The following is an 18,131-nucleotide window of genomic DNA, read 5'->3' as shown; positions in this document are numbered from 1 at the left end:
CATGTTAGTGAGCGGCTCGCTGTACCATTTTTAAAGCGAAATCATGTTAGTGAGCGGCTCGCTGGCCATTTTTTAAGCGAAATCACGTTAGTGAGCGGCTCGCCGGCCATTTTTTAAGCGAAATCACGTTAGTGAGCGGCTCGCTGGTCATTTTTTAAGCGAAATCACGTTAGTGAGCGGCTCGCTGACCATTTTTCAAGCAAAATCATGTTAGTGAGCGGCTCGCTGACCGTTTTTTAAGCGAAATCACGTTAGTGAGCGGCTCGCTGATGATTTTTTAAACAGAGATTAACCGGCGGAAGCTTCCGCCACATCATTATATTTTTATATTTTGTAACTAAAACGATTAAAAATGAAAGAAATCAACGGAATTGATTTGGCGCACATGAAAAGTGGTGCCCATTTTTTGTTCATCACCGACACGGTGGGGCTCGCCACGGCCGATGCCAAAGTAAAAACAAAGGTGACGGCCGAGTTGACGGCCCTGCAAACGGCGCTGAAGGCCGAGGACGATGCGCTGGCGTTGTCGAAAGCCAACCTGCTGAGCAAGGAGATTAAGGCTATCGATGCCGAGCGCGATAAGCACTACAAGGCGCTGCGCAAGGCCATCACGTTTTTCCTGAACCATCCCGATGCCCAGCTGGTGAAGGCCGCCGCGCGGTTGGAACAGCTGCTGAAGGATTACAACATCGATCCTGCGATGCAGTTGGACCGCGAGACAGGCTTGTTGCTCAACCTCATCAGCGATTTGGAAACGAAGTCGGCTGCCGATGTCACGGCCTTGGCTCTCACGCCCGTGGTGCAGGCCATGAAGCAGGCCAACGACAAGCTGCGCGAGGTGACGCGGGCGCGTGCCAACGACCGTGCGGTGCAGATTGTGGGTCAGTTGAGGCAGGCGCAACACGCCTCCGACGAGGCCTATCACACGTTGGTGCAAAAGGTGAATGCCTTGGCGGTGGTCGAGGGCGAGGCCGACTATGCCGATTTCATCAGCAAGATGAACGAGCAGGTGAAGCACTACAAGCAGGAGGTGCTACCCAAGGCGAAGAAAAAGGGCGATGGCAAGCAGCCTGGCGACGGTGGAAAACCCGGAGAGGGAAAGAAGCCCGGCGACGGCGGGAAGAAGCCCGATGGCAAGAAGCCGGGTGATGGTGGCGATGGCAAGGATAAACCGGGCGGTGGCAAGGATCAGCCGGGCGGAAAGGGTCAGGGCGATGCCACGGTGACGCCGAAATCATAACTTGCTTTAAAACAAAAGGGCATCATCTCGATGCCGGTTTGCATACAAAACTTGTTTTAAAGAATGGGGGCGGGAGTGCGCGATGCATTTCCGCCCCCGATGTGTTGTGTAGTTGTATTCATTCATTTGCGTATGGAAACGCCGCTGCGCGGACGTTCGGGCGGGCACGCAGGCACCGCCCCTACGTATTTTGCTTGGATGGATTGCGTGTGAATGTAGAATGGCATTTGGACAGGTTGCGCGTGGAATGGGTGATTTCGTTTGGTGGATTGCGTGTGGGTGGTTTTGTTTGTTTGGAAAACGGTACACATGAACCAACACCATCGGTGTTGTACTTTTGTCAGCCCAGGGTTGCCGACGATAGGAGGCTACCCTGGGTAAAGTCGTGGAGGGGAACCTATGCCATCGGCATTGTACTTTTTAAAATCAATTTTCGTGTGGGGAAACCATTCGCGAATAATCCATTCGCGCGTGTGGTAATGATGTGCGATGAGAAAGAGTACAACCCCCAAGGGGGTAGCCTCCTCGCTTGCACTGTTACCCAGGGTAGGCTGCGTTGCACTTGCCAACCCTGCGCTATCGAAAGTATAACCCCGATGGGGTATGGGCACACCGCATGGTTTGGTGGAGATGGGTAGGGGCGGATTGCATATGGGTGGTTGATGTCGTTTGGGCAGATTACGTATGGGACGGTTGGTTTCGTTTGGGTGGATTGTGTGTAAATGGTTATTTTGTTTGTGTGGGATTGCGTGGAAAAATATGATGGAGATTGGTAGGGGCAGTGCCTGTGTGCCCGCCCATGTCGCCCCACAAGGGCGCATCCATCATCCATTCCCAGCGCACAATGCGTGTATTTTTGGTATGGAAACGCCGCTACGCGAACGTTCGGGCGGGCACACAGGCGCCGCCCCTACGATTTCGTGTGGGTGTTTTTATTTGTTTGTTGGTTGGTGAAAACGGTACACATGAACCAACACCATCGGTGTTGTACTTTTGTCAGCCCAGGGTTGCCGACGATAGGAGGCTACCCTGGGTAAAGTCGTGGAGGGGAACCTATGCCATCGGCATTGTACTTTTTAAAATCAATTTGCATGCGGGAGATCATTCATTCGCCGCGTGTGGTAATGATGTGCGATGAAAGAAAGTACAACCCCCAAGGGGGTAGCCTCCTCGTTTGCACTGTTACCCAGGGTAGGCTGCGTTGCACTTGCCAACCCTGCGCTATCGAAAGTATAACCCCGATGGGGTAATGGCACACCACATGGTTTGGAGCTATCGAATGTGCAATACGGTGGGGTATGAACACACCTTGCGATTGGCGTGGGCTATCGAATGTACAATGTGATGAGGTAGGGGCACACCGTGCGGTTTGATGGAGATTGGTAAGGGGCGGTGCCTGTGTGCCCGCCCGCGTCGCCCTGCAAGGGCGCATCCATCGTTAAAATTCCCGCGCACAATGCATGCATTTTTGGTATGGAAACGCCGCTGCGCGGACGTTCGGGCGGGCACATAGGCGCCGCCCCTACGCATTTTGCTTGAGAGAATTGCGCGCGGATGTTCGCCCCTACGGTTTCGTTTGGGTGGAGTGCGCGATGCATTTCCGCCCCCGATGTGTTGTTTGGGTAGGGGGTTATTCTTCGACAATACTGGCTTTATTGCCTTTCTCTTGTCAAACTCAAATGTGGGTGGGGGTTATTTTTTCCGTCGCACGTCGCGCCCTTCATATTTGCAAATGGCTTCAATCCATTCTTCGGGCATGGGGATAGAATGGTTTTCGAGCAGGTCGTAGGCCACCATCACTGTGCGCCCCACGCATTTCACGGCTTTCGTTTGGCAGTCGATGAGCTGTTGTGTGAGCGTGAAACTCTTGGTGCCGATGGCGGTGATGGCTGTTTGCACTTCCACTTGGTCGGTGCTATAGACCTGTGCGAGGAAGTCGGCTTCGACGTGTGCGGCGAAGATGGCATAGCGCTCGTTGGGGATGTTGCACACCTTGCGCACGTAATCGATTTTTGCGGTATCGTAATATTGAAAATAGGCTGTGTTGTTGATGTGTCCGAATTGGTCGGCATCGGTAAATCGGAGCTGAATGGGAAGGCTGTGGTGAAATGTTATTTGTTCCATAGGGTTTGTTGGTGTTTTTTGTTGAATGATGTTTGAACGGGGCGTTACTGTTTGACGAAGACGAGTCGGCGCGGCATCTTTTGCCATTTGCGCTGGATGGCAAATTTGATGGTGCTGCCTTTACCTTGCTCGAAGACGAATGTGCCGTCGGGCTGGGCCGTGAGTGTGGCTTCGAGGTCTTCGCTGCCATAGTCGTTGGTCACCAAGAGTGCGGCCGTGTGGTTGTCTTTGAGGGTTACGTTGGTGAAAATCCATTTGCGGCTGTCTAAATCGGCGCCGAAATAGCCCGCCACTTGTCCGAAGAGCTCTTGCCCCGGGATGAGGATGTTGTTTTGATAGAAATTGATGTGCAGATAGACTTTGTACTCCTTATTATATAGATGGCCTTTGAAAGGCTCGTTGGTGTTTTGCGCCCATGTGCATGTGCAGGCGAGCGTGAGGAGGATTGATAAAAACCATCGTTTCATTATGCGATACACTTAGTTGCGTGCAAAGGTATAAAGTTTATGTCAAGGAATGGGCGCTTTTGGGCAAAATAGTGTGCGCTTCATTGGCTTTTTAGGAATTTTATGCTATCTTTGTCGCTCAAAAAAAGGTTTTTCGTATGGTTAAAGGGCAGTGTGTTCCGGATTATATTTTTGAATCGAGTTGGGAAGTGTGCCACATGGTGGGTGGCATTTACACCGTGTTGTCGACGCGTGCCAAGACCATGCAAAAGCTGTTTGCCGACAGGGTGTTTTTCGTTGGTCCCGACTTTGGCGACGAGGTCGATAATCCTTTGTTTACGGCGGATGAGAAACTGTATTCTGATTGGCGTGTAAAGGCGCAGCAAGAGGGATTGCACGTGCGTGTGGGGCGCTGGAATGTTCCGGGAGCGCCGATTGCGCTGTTGGTGGATTTCCGCCCGTTCTATGCGCAAAAGAATGATATCTATGGTCAGATGTGGGCCGATTTCCAGGTGGATAGTCTGCATGCCTATGGCGATTATGACGAGGCATCGATGTTTTCCTATGCTGCGGCAAAGGTGGTCGAGAGTTTCTATCGGCATGTGTTGCCGGCTGCGGCAAAGGTGGTTTATCAAGGCCATGAATGGATGACCTGCTTGGGCTTGCTTTATATTCATAAGCATGTGCCGCAGATAGGCACTATTTTCACGACGCATGCCACGAGCATCGGGCGTAGCATTGCGGGCAACATGAAGCCGCTCTACGAATATCTTTGGGCTTATCGTGGCGACCAGATGGCCGAAGAACTCAACATGCAGAGTAAACATTCGGTGGAGAAGCAGGCTGCGAAATATGTGGATTGCTTCACCACCGTGAGCGACATCACAGCTGTGGAATGTCGCGAACTGTTGGATAAGCCCGTGGATGTGGTGCTGCCCAATGGTTTTGAAGACGATTTTGTGCCGCGCGGAAAGGCTTTCGATGCGCAGCGCATGGCCGCACGAAAAGTTTTGTTGCAGGTGGCCAATGCCTTGACAGGCGACCGTTTCGACGACCAAACGTTGATTGTTTCGACGAGTGGGCGCTACGAGTTTCGCAACAAAGGCATTGATGTGTTTATTGAAGCGATGCATCGATTGCGCCGCGCCCCTTTGCCACAAAAGGTGGTAGCCTTTATCGAAGTGCCGGGCTGGGTGGCTGGTCCGCGCGAAGATTTGCAAGTGCGTCTGCGCAGCGGTCAGACTTTTGACACGCCTTTGGACAACCCTATTTGCACCCATTGCTTGCACGACGTAGCAAGCGATCGCGTGTTGGGCATGATGAACTATTTGGGCATACACAACGCTTTGGACGAGCGCGTGAAACTCATCTTTGTGCCTTGTTATCTGACGGGGCAGGATGGCATCTTCAATCAGCCTTATTATCATTTGGTGGGCGGCAACGATCTCTGCGTCTATCCGTCCTACTATGAGCCTTGGGGCTACACACCACTCGAAGCCATCGCTTTTCATGTGCCGTGCATCACAACCGATTTGGCCGGTTTTGGTCTGTGGGCAAACCACACTGTTGGGCATGAAGCAAGGTTAGCAGATGGCGTCTGTGTGGTGCATCGCGATGACAATAATTATCAAGAGGTGGCCACAGCCATTTGCCAAGCTATTGAACACTATGCGAAGGCCGACGAGACGCAGCGTAAAACTTGCCGAAAGGCGGCTTGGAACTTGTCGAAAGCGGCACTGTGGAAGCACTTCATTCCTTATTATGAAAAGGCCTATGCCCTTGCACTGCGCAAAGCTGCTGCACGGGCGTAGCAACAATATTTTAAAAACATTATCAATCAAGCGGTATGAAAATTAAAGCTGACTATGTAAATGCCCCCCAATGGCGGGAGCTAACAGTGAAATCGCGTTTGCCTGAGCAATTGAAATGCTTAGACGAATTGGCTCACAATCTATGGTGGGCATGGAACAATGAGGCACCCAAGCTCTTCAAGAGCCTCGATGCCGACCTCTATGAGGCTGTCAATTACAACCCGGTGTTGTTGCTCGAGCGTTTGAGCTATGAGCGGAAAGAGGCTATTGTGAAGGACAAGGCGCTCATGAAACGCGTGAAGGATGTTTACACGAAGTTTCATGATTACATGGCTGTGAAACCCAACAAGAAGCGTCCCTCGGTGGCCTATTTCTGCATGGAATTTGGTTTGACGCAGGTATTGAAAATCTATTCGGGCGGTTTGGGCATGCTGGCCGGCGACTATTTGAAAGAGGCTTCGGACAGCAATGTCGACATGTGTGCCGTGGGGTTCCTCTATCGTTATGGCTATTTCACACAGAGCCTCAGCATGGACGGCCAGCAGATTGCCAAGTATGACGCACAGAATTTCAACTCCTTGCCCATTGAGCGTGTGCTCGATGCCAACGGCAACCAGATGGTGGTCGACGTGCCCTATATGAACTATCATGTGCATGCCTTGGTGTGGCGCGCGAATGTGGGGCGCATCAGCCTTTATCTGTTGGACACCGACACCGACATGAACTCCGAGTTCGACCGTCCCATCACCCACAGCCTCTATGGCGGCGACTGGGAGAATCGTCTCAAGCAAGAGATTCTGTTGGGCATCGGCGGCATCTTGACGCTGAAGAAATTGGGCATCAAGAAGGACATTTATCACTGCAACGAGGGGCATGCCGCGCTCTGCAACTTGCAGCGTCTGTGCGATTACGTGGCCGAAGGACTCACCTTCAACCAAGCCTTGGAACTGGTGCGCGCCTCGTCGCTCTACACCGTGCACACGCCCGTTCCGGCAGGTCACGACTATTTTGACGAAGCTCTCTTTGGAAAATATATGGGTGGTTACCCCGAAATGTTGGGCATATCGTGGGACGAATTCATAGGAATGGGTCGCGAAAATCCCGATGATCACAACGAGCGTTTCTGCATGAGTATTTTTGCCTGCAACACCTGCCAGGAGGTGAACGGTGTGAGCAAGCTCCACGGATGGGTGAGCCAAAAGATGTTTGCACCCTTGTGGCAGGGCTATTTCCCCGAAGAAAACCACGTGGGTTACGTCACCAACGGCGTGCACTTGCCCACCTGGACGGCCACGGAATGGCGCCTCATCTATGACAAATATTTCGATCCGAGCTTTATACTCGACCAGAGCAACGAAACCATTTGGCACGCCATTGAGAAGGTGCCCGATGCCGAAATCTGGGAAACGCGCATGGCACTGAAGCAAAAGCTCGTCAACTACATCCGCGAGAAGTTCAGCGAGACGTGGTTGCGCAACCAGGGCGACCCGGCACGTGTCGTGTCGTTGTTGCAACGCATCACGCCCAACGCGCTGATGATTGGTTTCTGTCGTCGTTTCGCCACCTACAAGCGCGCCCACTTGCTCTTCACCGACATCGACCGCTTGGCCAAGATTGTGAACAATCCCGAGCGTCCCGTGCTCTTCTTCTTCTCGGGAAAAGCCCATCCGGCCGATGGCGCAGGGCAGGGACTCATCAAGCGCATCTACGAAATCAGCCAGCGTCCCGAGTTCTTGGGCAAGATTATCTTCTTAGAAGACTACGACATGCAGCTGGCGCGCCGCTTAGTGTCGGGTGTCGACATTTGGATGAACACGCCGACGCGCCCCTTGGAAGCCTCGGGAACATCGGGCGAGAAGGCCGAAATGAACGGTGTGGTCAACCTCTCGGTGCTCGATGGTTGGTGGGTTGAAGGCTATCGCGAAGGTGCGGGCTGGGCTTTGCCACAGAAGCGCACCTACGAGAACCAGGAATACCAGGACAAGTTGGATGCAGCCACCATCTATGGCTTGTTGGAGAACGACATCATCCCGCTCTACTACGACCGCGGCAAGAAGCCCTATAGCGAAGCGTGGATCAAGGTGGTGAAACGCTCTATCGCAACCATCGCGCCCCATTACACCATGAAGCGCCAGCTGGACGATTACTTCGAGAAGTTCTACGACCGTCAGGCAATGCGTTTCCGCGAGCTGAGCAAAGACAACGACAAGTTGGCACGCGAGTTGGCCCACTGGAAGGAGTGTGTGGCCGAGCGTTGGGATGCCATCCACGTGGTGAGCCGCGACACCTCGCTCTTAGACGAAGGGGGCGAAACGGGCAAGAAATACACCATGACCTATGTCATCGACGAGCAGGGCCTCGACGACGCTGTGGGTTTGGAGCTTGTGGTGCTCAACAACCAGGCCGATGCCGACGGGCGCGAGGTCTATCAGGTGCATCCTTTCAAGGTGAAACAGCACGAAGGCAACCTCTATACCTTCGAGGCCGTGATAGAGCCCGACGAGGCCGGTGCCTTCAAGAGCTGTGTGCGCATGTATCCCAAGAATGCCAATCTGCCCCATCGGCAGGACTTCTGCTATGTGAAATGGTTGGATTAAACGCCGGTTGATCGTTTATGTAAAGGCAAGCTGCTGTGGAACGCGTTTCCCGGCAGCCTGCTTTTTGTTGCATGCCGTGCGGGGATGAAGCGGAGCCGAAAAGCCGGAATGGTTTTCGTTGTTTTTCGTGAAAAACCTGCCTCCGAGTCTTCTGTAAAGGTGTTTTCCGAAAAAGATACCCATTCAGAGGGTCTGCAAGGGTGTTTTCGAAATTTGATGCCCATTCAGAGGGTCTGTAAGGGTTGTTTTTTAAATTCGATGCTCATTCGGAGGGTCTGCGAGGGTTGTTTTCAAAATTCGATGCCCATTCAGAGGGTCTGCAAGGGCTGTTTTCAAAATTAGTCGTCCATTCGGAGGGTCTGTAAGGGTTGTTTTCAAAATTCGATGCCCATTCAGAGGGTCTGCAAGGGCTGTTTTCAAAATTAGTCGTCCATTCGGAGGGTCTGTAAGGGATGTTTGGGAAAGAAACCATGCTTTCGCGCGTTGTTTTTCAAAGACTTTTTTCCAAAACACCTTTTCTTGCGTTGTTTTTCGGGGAATTTTCTCCCAAAACAGCATTCCCATGTGCTTGGGAATGCTGTTTTCGTAGAGGGCGACGTGGCATGTCGCTCGTTTGGATGGGGAAAGCGGCAAGGCTCACCGCCGATTATCCTTCTTGCGTTGTTTTTTTGAGTGCTTCGCGTTTCAGCTTCTCGGCCATGTAACGCGCCTTCACGTTCACATCGTTGATGTCCTTTTTGCGATAGTAGCTGCGCGAGGCACCTTCGCTGCTCAGCACCAGTGAGTCGTTGCCTAAATAGACAATGTCGCAGGTGTCGATGCGCGGGTCAATGGTTTGGATGGTGTTGTCGTTTTTGAAAATAGGCGTGGCGCTGAGGATAATCACCTTGCCATTCCAAATGCGCCAGCCCGTGAAATAGCCTAATTGTGGATAGACCACGGGGCTCTCTTGCTCTAAGGCCGATTGCTCGCTGACGTAGCCGACGCTCTGTGCGCCCCACTGCCGCCGCAGCCAAAAGCCATATTCGCGTGGGATGAGATAGGTGCGCTTCACGGAGTCGGGCATGTCGCGCATCATGCGGCGTTGCAGGCTCTTGCTCATGTATTCGTAATCGCGCATCTTGGGCATCACCACGTAGCACCAAATGCCTTTCAGCTGGTCGAGGTTCACCACCTCGTCGGCAACGCGCTTGTCATAGCGATTGGCCACAATGCCAATCCAGTCGCCAATCTGTATGTCGCCCAGAATGCGCTTGTTTCTTCGTGCATCCACCACATCGTAGGTCACGGGGTCGCTGCCATCGTTGGGCAACAACACAATCACCGAGTCGTTGCATCCCTCGCAGGCCAACCCATAAATGGTGCTGTCGCCAATGGATTGGTAATCGGTCTTTATCTTTTGCTGTGTGGTTGATTTCTTGGTTGTCTGCTGTCCGCAGGCTGCAATACATGCGATGGCTATGCTGAGTGTTGCGATTGATTTGAACTTCATGTGCGTTTTATTTTGTGCAAATATAAGAGAATAATCACAAAAAAAGGGGATGAGGCGGGCGTTTTTGATTTTTTTTATCTAATTTTGCAGGCCGACGAGCTGCCGTTCTGCTACTGTTTTACGCATTCAGAAACGCCCCGTTCGTTCGTTTTTAAGGATATCAATACAACAAAATAATGGGAAAGAAAATTCAGTTCAGTCTCGTATATCGAGATATGTGGCAGAGCTCCGGAAAGTTTCAGCCACGCAAGGATCAACTGGTGCGCATAGCTCCCGTCTTCGTGGAAATGGGTTGCTTCGCCCGTGTAGAAACCAATGGTGGTGCTTTTGAGCAGGTGTGCCTCTTAGCCGGCGAAAATCCGAACGAAGCCGTTCGCGCGTATTGCAAACCATTGCATGAGGCCGGCATCAAAACCCACATGTTGGACCGCGGTTTGAATGCGCTTCGCATGTATCCCGTGCCCGACGATGTGCGTCGATTGATGTACAAGGTGAAACACGCGCAAGGCACCGACATCACACGCATTTTCGATGGGTTGAACGATGTGCGCAACATCATCCCTTCGATTAAATGGGCCAAAGAGGCCGGCATGACCGCACAAACGGCGCTCTGCATCACCAATTCGCCCATTCACACGTTGGAATATTACACCAAGATTGCCGACGAGCTGATAGCGGCTGGTGCCGACGAGATTTGTCTGAAAGACATGGCCGGCATTGGGCAGCCTGCCTTGTTGGGCAAGCTCACCAAGGCCATCAAAGATAAGCACCCCGAAATCATCATCGAATACCACGGCCACTCGGGACCAGGCCTTTCGATGGCTTCGATTTTAGAGGTGTGCAACAATGGTGCCGACATCATCGATACCGCCATCGAACCGCTGTCATGGGGTAAAGTGCATCCCGACATCATTTCGGTGCTCAGCATGCTGAAGAACGAAGGCTTCGATGTGCCCGAGATCAACATGAATGCCTACATGAAGGCGCGTGCGCTGACGCAGGAGTTCATCGACGAGTGGTTGGGTTATTTCATCAATCCGTCCAACAAAATCATGTCGTCGTTGCTGCTCGGTTGCGGTTTGCCCGGCGGCATGATGGGCTCGATGATGGCCGATTTGGGCGGCATTCGCCAAACCATCAACAACCTGCGCAAGAAGAAGGGCGAAGACGAACTCACGATGGACGACATGCTCGTGAAACTCTTCAGCGAGGTGGAATATGTTTGGCCGCGCGTGGGCTATCCGCCATTGGTTACGCCCTTCAGCCAATACACCAAGAACATCGCCCTGATGAATCTGCTCACGATGGAGCAAGGCAAAGGCCGCTTCGTGATGATGGACGAATCGATGTGGGGCATGATCCTCGGAAAGAGCGGCAAGGTGCCCGGCGCCATCGATCCCGAATTGGTTGAATTGGCCAAGAAACAAGGACGCGAATTCACCGATGCCGACCCCCACACGCTGCTCACCAATGCGCTGGATGACTTCCGCAAAGAGATGGACGAGAACGGTTGGGAATATGGGCAAGACGACGAGGAGCTCTTCGAATTGGCCATGCACCCCGAGCAATATCGCAACTATCGCAGCGGGCAGGCAAAGAAAAATTTCCTGGGCGACTTGCAGGCTGCCAAAGATGCCAAGCTCGGTGCCAAGGTGAGCCCCGAAGAGGCTGCGGCCTTTAAACACGCCAAGGCCGACGCTATTGTTTCGCCCGTGAAGGGACAAATCTTTTGGGAGTTCCAAGGCGACGGCGAAGCGCTCACAGCGACCGAGCCCTTCATTGGCAAGGAATACAAAGAGGGCGATGCGTTCTGCTACATCTGCACACCGTGGGGCGAGTTCGAAACCATTCCGGCCGCGCTCGGCGGACAGTTGGTTGAGATTAATGCCAAGCAGGGCACGAAGGTGAATAAAGGCGATGTGATTGCCTATATTCAGCGGCCCGAGGCTTAACCCTCAGCGCATGGACTATCAACAGATTATCGACAAATATTATCCCGAAGCCAATCGACTTCGGGATATTCTTATCACCCACAGCACGCTCGTCATGAAGCGTGCTGTGTTGGTTTGTGAGCGCCATCCCGAGTTGCAGCTCAACCGGCCGTTCCTCATCGAAGCCGCCATGCTCCACGACATCGGCATCTTTCGCTGCCATGCGCCCGGAATAGCATGTTTCGGCACCGAGCCCTACATCTGCCATGGCCGCATCGGCGCCGAGATACTGCGCAGCGAAGGCTATCCGCAGCATGCCCGCGTTTGCGAACGCCATACCGGTGCGGGCCTCACGAAGCAAGAGATTATCGCGCAGCATTTGCCTTTGCCCCACGAAGACTTCCTGCCCGAGACGCTCGAAGAGCAAGTTATCTGCTACGCCGACAAGTTCTATTCGAAGAGCCATCCCACCGACGAGAAACCGCTTGCTGCCGTTGAGGCCACCATGGCTCGCTTTGGCGCAGACAGTTTGCAGCGCTTCCGTGCTTGGGACGCTCGCTTCCGTTAACCCCCAATCGGTCGTCAGGTTGCCGGAAGAGGTGCTCGCCGATGTACTAAATCGAGAAAAGGTTGCCGGAAGAGGCTCCGCCGACGGACTAAAACAAGAAATGATTGCCGGAAGAGGCTCCGCCGACGGACTAAAACGAGGGAGGTTGCGTGGCAGAGGGGGTTGATGGAGGTTGGTAGGGGCGGTGTCTGTGTGCCCGCCCGTGTCGCCCCACAAGGGCGCATCCATCGTTAGCAGGCGTGCATCATGCGCAATGCACAAACATTTCAACGCATGGAGATGCCTTCTTTGCGGATGGGGGATGTGCCCTTTGCAGATGGAAACGCCACCTTTGTGGATAGGGACGTGTTCTTTACGGATGGAAACGCCGCTGCGCGGACGTTCGGGCGGGCACACAGGCACCGCCCCTACCATTTCTCGTGTGACTCCGTGTCCTAAGGTTGCCGGCGAATAGTTCGCCGACGGACAAACACACGAAATGTATGCCGGCGAATAGTTCGCCGATGGACAAAACGAGAAATGATTGCCGGCGAATAGTTCGCCGATGAACAAAAACACGAAATGTATGCCGGCGAATAGTTCGCCGATGGACAAACACACGAAATGATTGCCGGCGAATAGTTCGCCGATGGACAAAACGAGAAATGATTGCCGGCGAATAGTTCGCCGATGGACAAACACACGAAATGTATGCCGGCGAATAGTTCGCCGACGGACAAACACATGAAATGTATGCCGGCGAATAGTTCGCCGATGGACAAACATGAGAAATGATTGCCGGCGAATAGTTCGCCGACGGACTAAAATGAGAAAAGGTTGCCGGCGAGGGCTTGAACGGCGGCATAACGCGCTGCTGCCCACGTGGGGTTTAATCATCTTTTAACGCCGTGGGTTGGACAATCTACAGATTAATTGCTAACTTTGCAGCCCAATGAGAAGATTTTCGTTTATTGCAGCTTTTCTGCTCGCCGTGCTGATGGTCATGGCCGGCGTCAACTATCCCTTGCTCAAAAAGCGCAAGAAGGGTGGGGCGCAGACGGCTGCAATGAAAGATAGTCTGCCGGGGGATAGTGTTGCGCGCATGGCTGTGGACACCACGAAGATGGACTCGCTGCAACGCGCCATCTATCGGCACAATCAGGCCATCGACGACTCTATTCATCTCGACTCGCTCAATCGGCAAAAGAAGAATGGCATCGAAGCGCCCATCGACTTCGCGGCCAAGGACTCGATGGTGTATGATGCGCGCAGCCGAACGGCCTATCTTTATGGTTCGTCGAACGTGAAATATGAGAACATGAACCTCAAGAGCGAGCGCATTCATGTCAACATGGACAGCAGCATTATTCATGCAACGGGGGTGCGCGACACGGCTTCGAAGAAGCTCACGGGAACGCCCGTCTTTGCTATGGGGAAGGATAATTATGAGAGCGACACCATTGCGTTTAACTTTAAAAGCAAAAAGGGGCTCATCCGCAACACCTACACGCAGCAGGAGGAGGGCTATCTGCGCAGCGAATTGGCGAAGCGCGACTCTTTGGGCAATGTTTATCTGCAACACGGACGCTACACCACCTGCGACCTCGACCATCCCGACTTCTACATCTCGCTCTCACGCGCCAAGGTGCGCCCCGGCAAGGATGTCGTCTTCGGCCCGGCCTATCTCGTGGTGGCCGATGTTCCGTTGCCTTTGGCCATTCCTTATGGCTTCTTTCCCTTCACGAAGAAATATTCGAGCGGCTTCATCATGCCCACCTACGGCGACGAGAGCACCCGTGGTTTCTATCTGCGCGACGGCGGATATTATTTCGCCATGAGCGATCGGTGGGACCTGAAGCTCCTCGGCGAAATCTATACGCGCGGCTCATGGGGGCTCAGTGCCGCCAGCAACTATCGCAAGCGCTATCGTTACAACGGCACTTTCTACGCCAGTTTTCAAAACACCAAGACCGGTGACAAGGGCATGCCCGACTATATCAACCAAAAGAGCTTCAAGGTGCAATGGAGCCATCGGCAGGATGCTAAGGCCAACCCCTATAGCACCTTCTCGGCCAGCGTGAACTTTGCCACGAGCAGTTACGAGCGCAACAATCTCGGAAGCCTCTACAATCCGCAGACGATGACGCAATCGACGCGCACCTCATCTGTGAGCTGGAGCACATCGTTCTCGAGCATTGGACTCACACTCAGCACCACCGCCAATCTTAATCAGAATATGCGCTACGAAACCATTGCACTAACGTTGCCCGACCTCAACCTCAATCTTGCCCGCTTCTATCCGTTCAAGCGGCGGCATGTTGTGGGTGCCGAGCGGTGGTATGAGAAAATCTCCGTCAGTTATACCGGGCAACTCAGCAACTCTATTGACACGAAAGAAAGTGAATTGTTTCACTCTAATCTGGTCAAGGATTGGCGTAATGGAATGCAACACCGCATCCCCATCAGCGGCAGCTTCACCTTATTTAATTATGTCAACATCAATCCCTCGTTCAATTTCACCGACCGCATGTATAGCAACAAGACACTTCATTCTTGGAATGTAGCCACGCAGAAAGAAGAAAGCGAACAGGTGAATGGCTTCTATAACGTCTACAACTGGGACTTGAGCCTCAGCGCCAGCACAAAGCTCTATGGCATGTTCTTGCCCAATCGCAAAATATTTGGCGACAAAATACAGGCTGTGCGCCATGTGCTTTCCCCGCAAGTGAGCTTCAGCTATGCGCCCGACTTTGGAACCTCGCGCTATGGCTACTATGCCACCTACCAGCGTACCGATTCCCACGGCAACGTCAGCCTCGTGGAATATTCGCCCTTCCAGCCCAACCTCTACGGTGCACCCGGACGAGGAAAAACAGGAAGCGTCAGTTTCTCGCTGGATAACAACATCGAAATGAAAATCAAGTCGGATAAGGATTCTACAGGCATCAAGAAAATCAGCATCATCGACAACCTGGGCTTCCGCATGTCCTACAACATGGCCGAGAAACTGCGTCCGTGGAGCGACCTCGGCGTCAATCTTCGTTTGAAGTGGTGGAAGAACTACACTTTCAACCTCGACGCCGTCTTTGCGTCCTATGCCTACGAGCTTGATGCCAATGGCCATCCCTACGTCGGCACACACACCTATTGGGGCATGGGCAAGATAGGGCGCTTTCAAGGTATGTCGCAAAACATTTCGTTCACCCTCACGCCCGAGAAACTCAAACATCTTTTCGGAGGCGGCCCGAAGGACGACGACGATGGTCTGCGCAAGCATAAAGATGCTGAAGGTATCGACACCGACATCGAATCGAATGTCGACGACACGATGATTGAGGGGCAGCGCAATGCACGTCAAGATAAAACTTCGGCAAAGGCCAAAACCGACGATGACGGCTACATGTCGTTCTCCATGCCGTGGTCGCTCACCTTTGGCTACGGCATCACCATGCGCGAGAACACCGACATCGCCAAGTTCAATTACAACACCATGCGCTATCCCTACATGTTCACGCAGACGCTCAACGTCAGCGGCAACGTGAGGCTTAGCGAAGGGTGGAACATCAGCTTCACCTCGGGCTACGACTTCAACACCCATGCCATCAGCATGACCACTGCCAGCCTGCAACGCGATTTGCATTGCTTCAACATGAGCTGCTCGGTGGTCATCGCCCCCTACACCAGCTACAATTTCTCTTTCCGTTGCAACGCCAGCACCCTGACCGATGCACTCAAATATGACAAACGAAGCGGCTACACCAACGCCGTGCAATGGTATTAAGCACAATGAACATCAACCAAGTTTCACCACAGAGCATTGCCTCGGCCTATTGCTTCTTCCATCAGAAATGGCAGGTTTATGCTTTCTCGCATAGCGAACGCCAGCGCGACGACATCGAATATGCCATTAGTGGCTATGTCAACGAGATGGATCCGCAGCTCTACGAAGCATTGGCCCGGGGCAGGGAGGGCTTTCTGCTCACGCATGCCTCCTTTGCCGCCGACATGCAAGAGGCCATCGCAACGTTGGATACCCATCTGCAACCTTAGCATCACTTTTAATTCCGATTATATAAAATGAAAAAAGCATCATTCCTGTTCCTCTTTGCCATCATGGCAGTTACAGCCGTTGCACAAAACATTCAAGTGCATTATGATTTAGGCCACTCGCTCTGCAAGGATCTCACCAATCGCCCTTCGCTCACCACCACACTCGAGCTGTTTAAGCCCGACAAATGGGGCAGCACCTTCACCTTCACCGACATCGACTATCAGCGCGATGGCGTGGCAGGCGCCTATTGGGAAATTGCACGCGAGTTTAACGTCTCGCGCAACAAGCAATGGGCTGCGCATGTAGAATATAATGGCGGCTTGGCAAGCGATGAAGACACGTGGCAAGCCAATCGATTTCAACATGCCGTGCTCCTCGGCGGTGCGTGGAACTGGCATAGTGCCGACTTCTCGAAAACCTTTTCGGTGCAGGCACTCTATAAATATTATTTCAAAAATCGCCACTATGGTGCCCATCCGTTCAGCGGCTTTCAGCTCACCGAGGTATGGGGCATCACCTTTGCAAAAGGCCTCTGCACGTTCAGCGGCTTTTGCGATGTGTGGTATAATCCCGATGTTAATGGCAAACTCATCGTCATGTCCGAACCGCAGTTTTGGGTAAACCTCAACACCTTACGCGGCATGCAAGGCGTCAACTTGAGCCTTGGCTGCGAGGTGGAGCTGAGCAACAACTTTGTGTGGAACAAGCGCGGCGAGCACAATCGTTTCTATGCGCTCCCTACACTTGCTGCCAAATGGACATTCTGATGGCTTAACGAGCCTCGCTGAATAGCAACGCTCACGTTACTCTTTTTGATGATGGTCAACACAAAAAAGCCAAGAGCAACACTCACCATCAACAAAGGATGCGCCGACACCAACCTGTCGGCGCATCCTTTTTCATTCTCTATGCTTCCCACCCTTCTTTGTTTTTTTAATTTTGGGTGCTCACAGTTGGGACTGCAAGGCTTAAAACAAATATTTTAGTGCTTGCGGAGCTTCCGCAAATGTCAAACCAAAAGTTTTAATGTTTGCGGAGCTTCCGCAAAGGCCACACCAAAAGTTTTAGTGCTTGCGGAGCTTCCGCAAAGGCCAAAACAAATATTTTAGTGCTTGCGGAGCTTCCGCAAATGGCAAACCAAACATTTTAGTGCTTGCGGAGCTTCCGCAAAGGTCAAAACAAACATTTTAGCGCTTGCGGAGCTTCCGCAAATGGCAAACCAAAAGTTTTAATGCTTGCGGAGCTTCCGCAAGCGTCCCGGAAAAAGAATTAAACGAAAGACGGAGCTACGTACTCACTTTATCTATCAAATAGAACAAAATAACGACTGGCTTTCCATGGAGATGCCACGGTGACATCAAAGAAATAACTTATCAAGAGCGGGGCGGGAATGTGCGATACACTTCCGGCCCCAAAAGGAAGTGTGCCATTTGGCGTGAGTGTAGATTTCTCATTTATCTTGTATTCGTTTAAAAGAGAATGTGTTTAAATCATCGGGATCTCCCTTGTAGGCATATAATTCATTTTTATCTTTGGCATACATCTCGAACATATACATGCCGGTAATGGTGATTCGGTTATCTTCCATTTTCCACTTGCATGTCAACGTGTCTGGAATATCATCAGATACAGGAAAACTTCCACGTATGTTAGTAATGTATGCTCTACCATCTTGATATAAATAAATCTTCGTTGATTTATAAAACCATTTTCCACAGACATCTTCTCTGTTGATAGTGTGGGTGCAGGATATAGTTAGAAAAGAAATAAAAACAAGAATGTTATAAAATACTCTCATAATGTCACATTTCCAATTTATTTAAATGCTTGGGAAGTTTTTGATGCGTAGCGTCAACCGACAAGTGCAAATATACCTGATATTTTTGAAAAAC

14 protein-coding genes are annotated in these 18,131 nt (G+C 52.1%); 8 read left to right on the top strand and 6 right to left on the bottom strand.

What is annotated here, in order from left to right; genetic code table 11:
- Window positions 1–352: 352 nt before the first annotated feature.
- Window positions 353–1,240 (top strand): DUF6261 family protein, encoded by an 888-nt coding sequence (locus tag HMPREF9431_RS05290; RefSeq protein WP_004380135.1) that lies wholly within the window; start codon window positions 353–355, stop codon window positions 1,238–1,240.
- A 368-nt stretch (window positions 1,241–1,608) separates the two neighbouring features.
- Here HMPREF9431_RS05290 and HMPREF9431_RS12885 read toward each other — a convergent pair whose 3' ends face one another.
- From HMPREF9431_RS12885 to HMPREF9431_RS05275, 3 genes are all read right to left on the bottom strand, one after another.
- Window positions 1,609–1,851: a hypothetical protein gene (locus HMPREF9431_RS12885; RefSeq protein WP_155812951.1), complete on the bottom strand. Its 243-nt coding sequence runs from the start codon at window positions 1,849–1,851 to the stop codon at window positions 1,609–1,611.
- Between the two features lie 1,081 nt (window positions 1,852–2,932).
- Window positions 2,933–3,364 carry an acyl-CoA thioesterase gene (locus tag HMPREF9431_RS05280; RefSeq protein WP_004380131.1) on the bottom strand — a complete coding sequence of 144 codons (432 nt, stop codon included), beginning with the start codon at window positions 3,362–3,364 and terminating at the stop codon, window positions 2,933–2,935.
- 44 nt (window positions 3,365–3,408) lie between these two features.
- The gene (locus tag HMPREF9431_RS05275; RefSeq protein WP_004380130.1) at window positions 3,409–3,831 is read right to left on the bottom strand and encodes a hypothetical protein; all 423 of its coding nucleotides are present in this window, start codon (window positions 3,829–3,831) and stop codon (window positions 3,409–3,411) included.
- Window positions 3,832–3,968: 137 nt separating this feature from the next.
- Here HMPREF9431_RS05275 and HMPREF9431_RS05270 point away from each other — a divergent pair, with 137 nt between their 5' ends.
- The gene (locus tag HMPREF9431_RS05270) at window positions 3,969–5,621 is read left to right on the top strand and encodes a glycosyltransferase (RefSeq protein ID WP_004380129.1); all 1,653 of its coding nucleotides are present in this window, start codon (window positions 3,969–3,971) and stop codon (window positions 5,619–5,621) included.
- A gap of 35 nt (window positions 5,622–5,656) precedes the next feature.
- Window positions 5,657–8,218 (top strand): alpha-glucan family phosphorylase, encoded by a 2,562-nt coding sequence (gene glgP, locus HMPREF9431_RS05265; RefSeq protein WP_004380128.1) that lies wholly within the window; start codon window positions 5,657–5,659, stop codon window positions 8,216–8,218.
- Between the two features lie 249 nt (window positions 8,219–8,467).
- Here the strand turns inward: glgP and HMPREF9431_RS13460 are convergent, their stop codons facing one another.
- Together HMPREF9431_RS13460 and HMPREF9431_RS05255 are read right to left on the bottom strand one after the other, a co-directional pair.
- On the bottom strand, window positions 8,468–8,782 hold the full coding sequence (locus HMPREF9431_RS13460; protein ID WP_040560885.1) for a hypothetical protein: 315 nt from the start codon (window positions 8,780–8,782) through the stop codon (window positions 8,468–8,470).
- Between the two features lie 82 nt (window positions 8,783–8,864).
- Window positions 8,865–9,710 (bottom strand): hypothetical protein, encoded by an 846-nt coding sequence (locus HMPREF9431_RS05255; RefSeq protein ID WP_004380127.1) that lies wholly within the window; start codon window positions 9,708–9,710, stop codon window positions 8,865–8,867.
- 176 nt (window positions 9,711–9,886) lie between these two features.
- Here HMPREF9431_RS05255 and HMPREF9431_RS05250 point away from each other — a divergent pair, with 176 nt between their 5' ends.
- The 5 genes from HMPREF9431_RS05250 to HMPREF9431_RS05230 all read left to right on the top strand — a co-directional run bounded on the left by HMPREF9431_RS05250 (window position 9,887) and on the right by HMPREF9431_RS05230 (window position 17,006).
- Window positions 9,887–11,662: a biotin/lipoyl-binding protein gene (locus HMPREF9431_RS05250; protein WP_004380126.1), complete on the top strand. Its 1,776-nt coding sequence runs from the start codon at window positions 9,887–9,889 to the stop codon at window positions 11,660–11,662.
- Between the two features lie 10 nt (window positions 11,663–11,672).
- Window positions 11,673–12,209 carry an HD domain-containing protein gene (locus HMPREF9431_RS05245; RefSeq protein WP_040560883.1) on the top strand — a complete coding sequence of 179 codons (537 nt, stop codon included), beginning with the start codon at window positions 11,673–11,675 and terminating at the stop codon, window positions 12,207–12,209.
- A gap of 931 nt (window positions 12,210–13,140) precedes the next feature.
- Window positions 13,141–15,969, top strand: coding sequence for a putative LPS assembly protein LptD (locus HMPREF9431_RS05240; protein ID WP_004380123.1), 2,829 nt, complete (start codon window positions 13,141–13,143; stop codon window positions 15,967–15,969).
- Between the two features lie 5 nt (window positions 15,970–15,974).
- Window positions 15,975–16,238, top strand: coding sequence for an Hcp family type VI secretion system effector (locus HMPREF9431_RS05235; protein ID WP_004380122.1), 264 nt, complete (start codon window positions 15,975–15,977; stop codon window positions 16,236–16,238).
- A 27-nt stretch (window positions 16,239–16,265) separates the two neighbouring features.
- Window positions 16,266–17,006 carry a nucleoside-specific channel-forming Tsx family protein gene (locus tag HMPREF9431_RS05230; RefSeq protein ID WP_004380121.1) on the top strand — a complete coding sequence of 247 codons (741 nt, stop codon included), beginning with the start codon at window positions 16,266–16,268 and terminating at the stop codon, window positions 17,004–17,006.
- A 683-nt stretch (window positions 17,007–17,689) separates the two neighbouring features.
- Here the strand turns inward: HMPREF9431_RS05230 and HMPREF9431_RS13455 are convergent.
- Window positions 17,690–18,037, bottom strand: a complete 348-nt coding sequence (locus HMPREF9431_RS13455; protein ID WP_004380120.1) for a hypothetical protein — start codon at window positions 18,035–18,037, stop codon at window positions 17,690–17,692.
- Between the last annotated feature and the right edge of the window lie 94 nt (window positions 18,038–18,131).

The sequence above is a fragment of the Segatella oulorum F0390 genome, from assembly GCF_000224615.1.
GTDB classification, from domain to species: Bacteria; Bacteroidota; Bacteroidia; order Bacteroidales; family Bacteroidaceae; genus Prevotella; species Prevotella oulorum.
This window is presented reverse-complemented; position numbering and strand designations above follow the sequence as displayed.

Coding starts and splice junctions, on each gene's coding strand:
- HMPREF9431_RS05290 (WP_004380135.1), top strand. CDS start 353: ATGAAAGAAATCAACGGAATTGATTTGGCGCACATGAAAAGTGGTGCC.
- HMPREF9431_RS05280 (WP_004380131.1), bottom strand. CDS start 3,364: ATGGAACAAATAACATTTCACCACAGCCTTCCCATTCAGCTCCGATTT.
- HMPREF9431_RS05275 (WP_004380130.1), bottom strand. CDS start 3,831: ATGAAACGATGGTTTTTATCAATCCTCCTCACGCTCGCCTGCACATGC.
- HMPREF9431_RS05270 (WP_004380129.1), top strand. CDS start 3,969: ATGGTTAAAGGGCAGTGTGTTCCGGATTATATTTTTGAATCGAGTTGG.
- glgP (WP_004380128.1), top strand. CDS start 5,657: ATGAAAATTAAAGCTGACTATGTAAATGCCCCCCAATGGCGGGAGCTA.
- HMPREF9431_RS13460 (WP_040560885.1), bottom strand. CDS start 8,782: ATGGGAATGCTGTTTTGGGAGAAAATTCCCCGAAAAACAACGCAAGAA.
- HMPREF9431_RS05255 (WP_004380127.1), bottom strand. CDS start 9,710: ATGAAGTTCAAATCAATCGCAACACTCAGCATAGCCATCGCATGTATT.
- HMPREF9431_RS05250 (WP_004380126.1), top strand. CDS start 9,887: ATGGGAAAGAAAATTCAGTTCAGTCTCGTATATCGAGATATGTGGCAG.
- HMPREF9431_RS05245 (WP_040560883.1), top strand. CDS start 11,673: ATGGACTATCAACAGATTATCGACAAATATTATCCCGAAGCCAATCGA.
- HMPREF9431_RS05240 (WP_004380123.1), top strand. CDS start 13,141: ATGAGAAGATTTTCGTTTATTGCAGCTTTTCTGCTCGCCGTGCTGATG.
- HMPREF9431_RS05235 (WP_004380122.1), top strand. CDS start 15,975: ATGAACATCAACCAAGTTTCACCACAGAGCATTGCCTCGGCCTATTGC.
- HMPREF9431_RS05230 (WP_004380121.1), top strand. CDS start 16,266: ATGAAAAAAGCATCATTCCTGTTCCTCTTTGCCATCATGGCAGTTACA.
- HMPREF9431_RS13455 (WP_004380120.1), bottom strand. CDS start 18,037: ATGAGAGTATTTTATAACATTCTTGTTTTTATTTCTTTTCTAACTATA.